Consider the following 7,058-nt stretch of genomic DNA (forward strand, 5'->3'; position numbering starts at 1 on the left):
CCGGACCCCCGGGTGGGGCGGGAAGCGCCGGCCGGGGCGTCAGGCGGGGAGGTGGGAGGCCACCAGGGCGGCGAACTCCTCGGGGGTGAGAATGCGGATGCCGAGTTCCTCGGCCTTGGCGCGCTTGGAGCCGGCCTTCTCGCCGGCGACCAGGAGGGTGGTGCGCTTGGAGACGGAGGAGGAGGCCTTGCCGCCGGCGCGTTCGATCAGTTCGTTCATCTGGTTGCGGGAGAGGTCGGCGAGGGCGCCGGTCATGCTGCCGGTGATGACGACGGCCTCGCCGGCCAGCGGGCCCGCCTCGGTGGTGCCGCTCTCCCCCGCCGCCGCGGGGGCCGTCGGGGTGGTGACGGCGGTGCCCACGCCGAGGGCGGCGAGGCGGTCCAGCAGCGGGGCGAGGTCGGCGAGTTCGGCGGCGACGACGCGGGCCTTCTCGGTGCCGATGCCGTCGACGCCGGCCAGGGTCTCGGCGTCGGCGGCCCGGATCGCCGTCATGCTGCCGAAGTGCGCGGCGATCCGGCGGGACATGGTCCGTCCGGTGCCGCGGATGCCGAGGGCGCAGAAGACCCGGTTGAGCGGCTGGGTGCGGGCGGTGGCGATCGCGGCGAGCAGGTTGTCGGCGCTGGTCTCCCCCATCCGGTCCAGGGTGAGCAGCTGCTCGCGGGTGAGGGTGAACAGGTCGGCGAGGTCGGCGACGAGTCCTGCTTCGACGAGTTGGACGGCGCGGGTGCCGCCGAGGCCCTCGATGTCGAGCTGGTCGCGGCCGGCCGCGTAGAGGACGGAGGCGACGGCCTGGCAGTTGCGGCCGCGTATGCAGCGCCAGCGCTGTTCGGTGGTGTCGATGGCGTCGCCGCAGCGCGGGCACGCCTCGGGGAAGGCGATGGGCTGCTCGTCGCCGGTGCGGGCGTCGAGGACGGGGGCCTCGACCCGGGGGATGACGTCGCCGGCGCGGTAGACGAAGACCTGGTCGCCGATCATCAGCCCGCGTCGTTCGATGTCGGCGGGGTTGTGCAGGGTGGCGAAGGTGACGGTGACGCCGTCGATGACGACCGGTTCGAGGACGGCGCGCGGGGCGATGATGCCGGTGCGGCCGACGTTCCACTCGACCTCGAGCAGCCGGGTGACCTTGTGCTGGGCGGCCAGTTTGCGGGCCACCGCCCAGCGTGGCGCGCGCGAGCCGGAGCCGGCCTCGGCGCGGTCGGCGGCCAGGTCGGCCTTGACGACGACGCCGTCGATCCCGAAGGGCAGTTCGGCGCGCAGGGCGGCGATCTCGTCGATCCGCCGCTGGACGTCGGCGATGTCCGCGCAGTGCCGCGGCGCGGCCGCGGTGGCGGCGGCGGTGTGGGCGCCGAGGGCGGCGAGGTGCTCCAGCAGGGCACTGTGGGCGAGGTCGCCGGGGCCGACGGCGTCGTAGGCGAAGAAGGTCAGCTCGATCCGGTAGGGGCGGTCCTTGGCGCGCAGGGTGCCGGCGGCGCCGCTGCGGGGGTGGGCGAAGGGGGTGGCGCCGTGGTCGGCGCGCACCCGGTTGGCGTGCTCGAACTGGCTCTGGGTGAGCAGGACTTCGCCGCGCAGTTCGATGTCGGCGGGCTCGGTCAGTTCGGCGGGCAGGCCGAGGATGGCGTCGGCGGCGTGGGTGACGTCCTCGCCGGCCAGGCCGTCGCCGCGGGTGATCACCTGCTGCAGACGCCCGGCGCGGTAGCGGGCGGCGACGGCGAGGCCGTCGAGCTTGGGCTCCACGCACCAGGCGGCGACGGGCCGGCCCAGGCGCCGCTCCAGGCCGGCGGCCCAGGACTCCAACTCCTCGGCGGAGAACACGTTGTCCAGGGAGAGCATCGGCACGCTGTGCGGGACGTCGCCGGTGGCGGCGCCGCCGGCCACCTTGCCGGTCGGCGACTCGGGCAGCACCTCGCCGGGGTGGGCGCTCTCGTACGCGGCGATGTCGCGCAGCAGGGCGTCGTACTCGTCGTCCCCCAGCGGGGTGGAGCCGTCGGCGTAGTACGCGGCGGCGGCCTGCACGGCGGTGGTGACGGCGTCGGCGTACGCGGACGGCGAGGTGAGCGGGGCGGCGGTCTCGGTCATGGGGGAATCATGGCGGTCGGCACTGACAGTCCGGCGGCGGGTGGGCGGGGTCAGGCCTGCCGGGCGGTGGTGGGGGTGTCGGCGCCGTGGCGGCGGGCGTCGCGGTCGCGCGGACGGGTCCGGGTTCAGTGGATCTTCGACCGCGCCGACTACACCTTCCTCGGCGAGCACACCGTCGCCCTCACCGACGGCACGACCGCCAAGAAGGGCGACGTCACCGGCCAGACGGCCGTCCTCCGCCGAGCCCTCGTCAACGCACTTGGCACCCGCCCGTAACGGCCTCAGGCCGGCTGAAGCCGCCCGCGCAGGGCCGCGCGGGCACGGGCGACGCCCTCGGGGGTGGCCCGCGCCCCGCTGCCGACCGCGATGCCCCTCGTGCCGAGGCCCGCGCAGGCGCGGCAGATGCCGGGCCGGGGCACCGGATCGTGGCAGCGGCCGCACTCGGCGTAGGAGGCGGGCGGGGCTTCGGGGCGTTCCGGTGGCAGCTTGCGTTGTAGCCGGTCGCGGAGGATCGCCGCCGGGGAGTGCATCGGCTGCGGCAGTCCGGGGATCAGGGCGTTCGCCAACTCGGCCTCGCTGCAGCCTCGTTCCAGCCACTGCGCGACGAGCGGTGCCAGCGCCTGCGCCTCGGCCTCACCGAGACGCAGGCGCGGTTCGGGCCGGATCACCCGGAACAGGGTCGCCACGGCCGCCCGCGTCCGTTCATCCGGGAGGGTGGGTTCTTGTCCCGGGTCCTTTACGGGAGGGGCGACAGCGCCGCCGGTCCCTCGCCCACCGGAAGCCGGGCGGGTGGCAGCCGGTGCGGGGTGCGGGGTGTCGAAGACGTGGGCCTCGGACCGGACCGTTCCGTCGGCCAGCCGGACCGTGTCGACCCGGTAGTACCCGGCGTCCTTGAGTTCTTTGAGCGCCCGCCGGATGGCGCCCCGCCCCTGCGGACTGCTGTCCGCCATCTGCCGCCCGTCCTCCCGCCACCCGTCGGGGCGGGAAAGGAGGTCGGCGAGCAGGCCACGAGCGGTGTAACTGAGCCGACGATCCTGCAACAGGCCGTTCGGAAGAACGGTGAACGCGCGCGCGTGCGCGCTACGATGAATCTGCATCTGGAGTTCCAGCTCCTGGTGCCCGACCCCGGGGTGTTCCATCACCGCCGGGGTCTCCTATGTTCTGTTGATGATGCGGAAAGTAGCATACCGGCTACACGGAGTGCGAACGTTGGGTATGGCGGCCCCAGCCAGTAGGGCGGCGTACGACAGCCCGCAGGCGTGACACGCACTGGCCGCCCGCGCTCCCCCGGGATCAGGTACGAGCGGCGGCCACCGCGTCCGTGTAAAGCTCCGTTGTCAGGTCGTCCTCGCTGATCCCGAGGTCCGCCAGCACGGCCCGCACGGCGTCCAGCGCTGCTTCGAGGCCGTCCTGGGCTGACGTAGCGGTCTCGACCTCGATGAATGTCGCGTCGAGTTCCGGCACGCGGACGAGCGTGGCGAGGAAGTGCCGATCGCTGCGTTCGAAGTCGTAGTTGCGGCACCGCTTCTCGAACCGGATGCGTGGGGTGAAGCCGAGGCCCCGGATGATCTCGTCGGCCGCCTCGGCGTCCTCCACCCGGGTCTCGGCCTCCCACTTCGACCCGGACGCCTCGTCCACCCGCGCGCCCTTGTACGTGAGCACGGTGCGAGTGTCGTCGGGCCCGTGAACAGTGCGGATCCGCAGCTCGCGGTCGGCTCCCATCAGGCTGCCGTCCAGGGCGTCGTAGTACGTGTCGCGGTACACCTCGGCGCGCCCGGCGCCGTACGACTTCTCCAATCGTGCGAGGACGAGTTCGGGGTCGCGTACGACGGCCTTGAGCTCCGCCTCGATCGCCATGCCGGTTCCTCCTGGGGTGCTACGCCTCCGGCGGCACGCTGTAGCGGCCCAGGACGTCGTCAGCCGTGGACCTGTCCAGCAGGCGCAGCTCCCAGGGCCCGGAGTTGACGTCGAACTCCTTGCCGAAGCCGACCCACTTGCCGGCCATTCGGCGCCCGGTCGGATCGACCAGCAGCTGAATGGCGCCGTGGTACCTGGCCCCCTGGTAGTAGCCGTCCTGCGCGGTCTGTTCCACCCACGAGCCCGTCACGACGTTCCGGTCGACAGTGAGGTCGAACGACAGCGGTGAATCGGGATTGGACGACGCGCCGGGGAGGGACCGGCCGGTGATCCGGTTCCCGCGCTGGGACAGGACGACGTGGTGCAGGCCGGTGAACGTGTTCTCCCGGCTGCTGCTGAAGAACTCGTAGTGGCTGATCCAGACCCCCGAGTAGTCCTCACCCGTGGGAGCAGGTGCGGCCTGCACGGGCGCGCTCGGTTCATCGCTGGTCATGCCATGGCCTCCCGTACCGTTCGCGTTGACCCTTGGCGGCCCGCCATGGGGCGGGCGCGCTCGAGGAGCCCGCGTACATGGGGGTTGCGGCGGTGCGGCCTGGTCGCGGAGAGCATCGAGCGGAAGCGGTCGTCGGCTCGGCCGGACTGGACGTGTGGGTAGTCGTCGAGGGCCCGGTGCCAGTCCGCGCAGGCTTCTTCGAGCCGGCCGGCCTGCAACTTCCACTCTGCGAGCATGCCGGTCATCCGCACCCGGTTGCGCACGTACACGGAGTACCGCAAGCGGTCGGATGCCTCCATCGCGGTGATCGCACCGGCCTTGTCCCCGAGCTCCCAGCGGACCTTGGCCTCGTGGTACGCGAGGGAGGACGGATCGTAGGAGCCGAATGCCTTTGCCTTGGACTCGGCCTGCTCCATCGCGACTTCCGCTATCCGCAGGTGGTACAGGGCTCCGGCCTTGTCCCCGGTCTGGGCGGTGGCATGCGCCTGCTGGCCGGCGAGGAAGGCCCTCATGCGGGGGCCGGCCTGTGGCGAAGCGGCCGAGGCGGCGTCCGCGAACCGCAGGGCGGTACTGCCGTGGCCGAGATCGACGGCCTGGACGCTCATGCCCCGCAGGGTGGTGCAGTACGTGAGGTGGTCGCCCGCGTGCCCGGCCAGCTCCAGAGCCTTCAGGTAGTAGCGCTGGGCCAGGGAGTCGTGGCGTTCATCCATGGCCATGTAGCCGGTCAGGTAGCAGTGGTCGGCGGCAGCCGACAGCATCGCCCTGCGGACGTCCTCGCTTGCGTCCGCCCGCAGGTACGGGACGATCGTGTTCACCAGGAACGAGGCGGCCATCGGGCGGGCCAATCGGCCGCCGAACTGGTCGTCCAGGTCGCTGATGCGCTCGGTCATCGCCGTGACGGTCTGGACCTCCGCCATGCCGATCCGTAGGTGCGGGTCGGTCCGCAGCCTCTCGAAGCGGCCCACCAGGTCGGGCCAGTTCGGAATGGTCAGGGCCGCCGAGTAGAGGCTGGCCGTGAGTACTCCGCGCCGGGATGGGTCCATGTCGAGGCTCCCCAGGTCAATCAGTCCTGACACCGTATCCGGCGACTGGTCAACGGGCGTAGGCATCTCGCGGAATCCGGCCTCGAAGGCGGTGATCGGCCGCCGGAGCCTCCGCGCCAGCGTCTCCAGCACCACCGGCAGGGCCTTCACCGAAGGCGAGGTGCCGCCGAGCCAGTGGGAGACGGCCGAAGCGTCGTACTTCAGCCGCTGCCCGGTCTCGGTGCCGGTCCGGTTGACGGCCCGTGCCAACTCGCCGTTTCCCCATGCTGCTTCGGTCATCAACGAGGCGAGCTTGTGGTTCGGCGCACGGTGGGTTCGCACGAAAGTTCCCCTTGCAGGCGGATTTCAAGGGTTTCAACGCCCTGGCTCGGCTCGACCATAGCCGATCACAGGGCAGGTCGGTTGACTGTTCGTCATCGCTCAATCACCAGCAGTGGTGCGACTGCTTCCCTCTCCCGCCCCTTTCGAGGTGTTCCCTCATGCTCACGTCTCGCCGTCCTCGCATGTTCGTCGCGCGCCTCGACTCGCGGACCGAATCCACGCCGCTGGCCCGCTACTTGCTCCGGGCCTATCTCTCCGGGCTGCCCTCCGGGGATCGCTATCGCGACACCGCCGAACTCCTCCTCGGCGAACTCTTCGCCAACGCGGTTCAGCACTCCGACGCGCCCGACGACCGGCGCATCGAAATCCGCTTCGCCCTCGTCAGCTCCCGCCTGCGGCTCGAAGTCCACGATGCCGGCACCAACCACCCCACTCTCCGTGCCGCCGCCCCCGACGACGAGCACGGGCGCGGGCTGTTCCGCGTCAGCGAACTGGCCGAACGCTGGGGCTGCGCTTCCCGCCCCTGTGGCATCGGCAAGTTCGTCTGGGCCCTCATCGCCCCCGCCGTCTGAAGGACCATCGTCGTGAACCTCGCCACCCTCGCCCGCCACACCCTCTCCCGTGGCGCCACCCCCGCCGCGACGTATGCCCTCCTCGCCCGCCTCGGCCACAGGCCCCTGCCCGTCGCCCGCGCCGTCTGCCTCGCCCTCGACATCCCCCGCGCCGAGACCAGCCGCCGCCTGGCCGACTGCTACGACGCCCTCCTCGCCGACCACCACCCGGACTCCGCGAGCGACACCGGCGAACTCCTCGAAGCCCTCGGCGTCTTCGACGTCCCCAAATCCCTCACCGACACCGAACTCGCCGTCGTCGAACACTTCCTGGTCGCCATGGACGCCATGGGCGGCATCCGCCCCGGCCACCGCCACGGCCTCCAGCGCTGGTTCACCACCGGCAACCTCACCACCGCCTACCTCTCCCTCACCGCCGCCCACCCCCTCCCCCACACCGGCAACCCCGCCCTCTACTGGACCACCCTCGTCACCGCCGGCGAACTCCTCGCCACCACCCTCCCCTCCGACCGCCGCATCACCTACGCCCTCACCCACTGCCGCACCCAAGCCACCCGCCCATGAGCGCAGGAAGTCGGCCCCGCCGACTTCCTGCACAGCAGACGGTTGGGTCTGTGCTCGGCGGCCCCGGCCATGAGTTGGGCGCCGGGCCCCGGTCACGGCGCCGGGTTCCGTCTCGACGTCGGCTCCCGGTCA

The 7,058-nt window shown here is 72.0% G+C and carries 7 protein-coding genes; 3 read left to right on the forward strand and 4 right to left on the reverse strand.

Annotated elements, in window-relative coordinates; translation table 11 throughout:
• Window positions 1-39: 39 nt before the first annotated feature.
• On the reverse strand, window positions 40-2,076 hold the full coding sequence (gene ligA, locus ACWDBE_RS36330) for an NAD-dependent DNA ligase LigA (protein WP_449810079.1): 2,037 nt from the start codon (window positions 2,074-2,076) through the stop codon (window positions 40-42).
• 9 nt (window positions 2,077-2,085) lie between these two features.
• Between ligA and ACWDBE_RS36335 the strand changes: the two genes are divergently transcribed.
• The gene (locus ACWDBE_RS36335) at window positions 2,086-2,352 is read left to right on the forward strand and encodes a hypothetical protein (RefSeq protein WP_449810080.1); all 267 of its coding nucleotides are present in this window, start codon (window positions 2,086-2,088) and stop codon (window positions 2,350-2,352) included.
• A gap of 5 nt (window positions 2,353-2,357) precedes the next feature.
• Here ACWDBE_RS36335 and ACWDBE_RS36340 read toward each other — a convergent pair whose 3' ends face one another.
• From ACWDBE_RS36340 to ACWDBE_RS36350, 3 genes are all read right to left on the reverse strand, one after another.
• Window positions 2,358-3,215, reverse strand: coding sequence for a hypothetical protein (locus ACWDBE_RS36340; RefSeq protein WP_449810081.1), 858 nt, complete (start codon window positions 3,213-3,215; stop codon window positions 2,358-2,360).
• A gap of 154 nt (window positions 3,216-3,369) precedes the next feature.
• Window positions 3,370-3,933 carry a class IV adenylate cyclase gene (cyaB, locus tag ACWDBE_RS36345; protein ID WP_449810082.1) on the reverse strand — a complete coding sequence of 188 codons (564 nt, stop codon included), beginning with the start codon at window positions 3,931-3,933 and terminating at the stop codon, window positions 3,370-3,372.
• 19 nt (window positions 3,934-3,952) lie between these two features.
• Entirely contained in the window at window positions 3,953-4,618 is a 666-nt protein-coding gene (locus tag ACWDBE_RS36350) for an XRE family transcriptional regulator (protein ID WP_449790342.1), read from the reverse strand.
• A 1,330-nt stretch (window positions 4,619-5,948) separates the two neighbouring features.
• On the opposite strand from ACWDBE_RS36350, the gene ACWDBE_RS36355 reads away from it, so the two are divergent.
• Both ACWDBE_RS36355 and ACWDBE_RS36360 read left to right on the forward strand, forming a co-directional pair.
• Window positions 5,949-6,362, forward strand: coding sequence for an ATP-binding protein (locus tag ACWDBE_RS36355; protein ID WP_449810083.1), 414 nt, complete (start codon window positions 5,949-5,951; stop codon window positions 6,360-6,362).
• A 12-nt stretch (window positions 6,363-6,374) separates the two neighbouring features.
• Window positions 6,375-6,926, forward strand: a complete 552-nt coding sequence (locus tag ACWDBE_RS36360) for a hypothetical protein (protein WP_449810084.1) — start codon at window positions 6,375-6,377, stop codon at window positions 6,924-6,926.
• The last annotated feature ends 132 nt before the right edge of the window (window positions 6,927-7,058 follow it).

This window comes from Kitasatospora sp. NPDC001132, from assembly GCF_053598415.1.

Bases quoted from the DNA above. Each gene is read 5' to 3' on its own strand.
- ligA (WP_449810079.1), bottom strand. From the start codon at position 2,076: ATGACCGAGACCGCCGCCCCGCTCACCTCGCCGTCCGCGTACGCCGAC.
- ACWDBE_RS36335 (WP_449810080.1), top strand. From the start codon at position 2,086: ATGGCGGTCGGCACTGACAGTCCGGCGGCGGGTGGGCGGGGTCAGGCC.
- ACWDBE_RS36340 (WP_449810081.1), bottom strand. From the start codon at position 3,215: ATGGAACACCCCGGGGTCGGGCACCAGGAGCTGGAACTCCAGATGCAG.
- cyaB (WP_449810082.1), bottom strand. From the start codon at position 3,933: ATGGCGATCGAGGCGGAGCTCAAGGCCGTCGTACGCGACCCCGAACTC.
- ACWDBE_RS36355 (WP_449810083.1), top strand. From the start codon at position 5,949: ATGCTCACGTCTCGCCGTCCTCGCATGTTCGTCGCGCGCCTCGACTCG.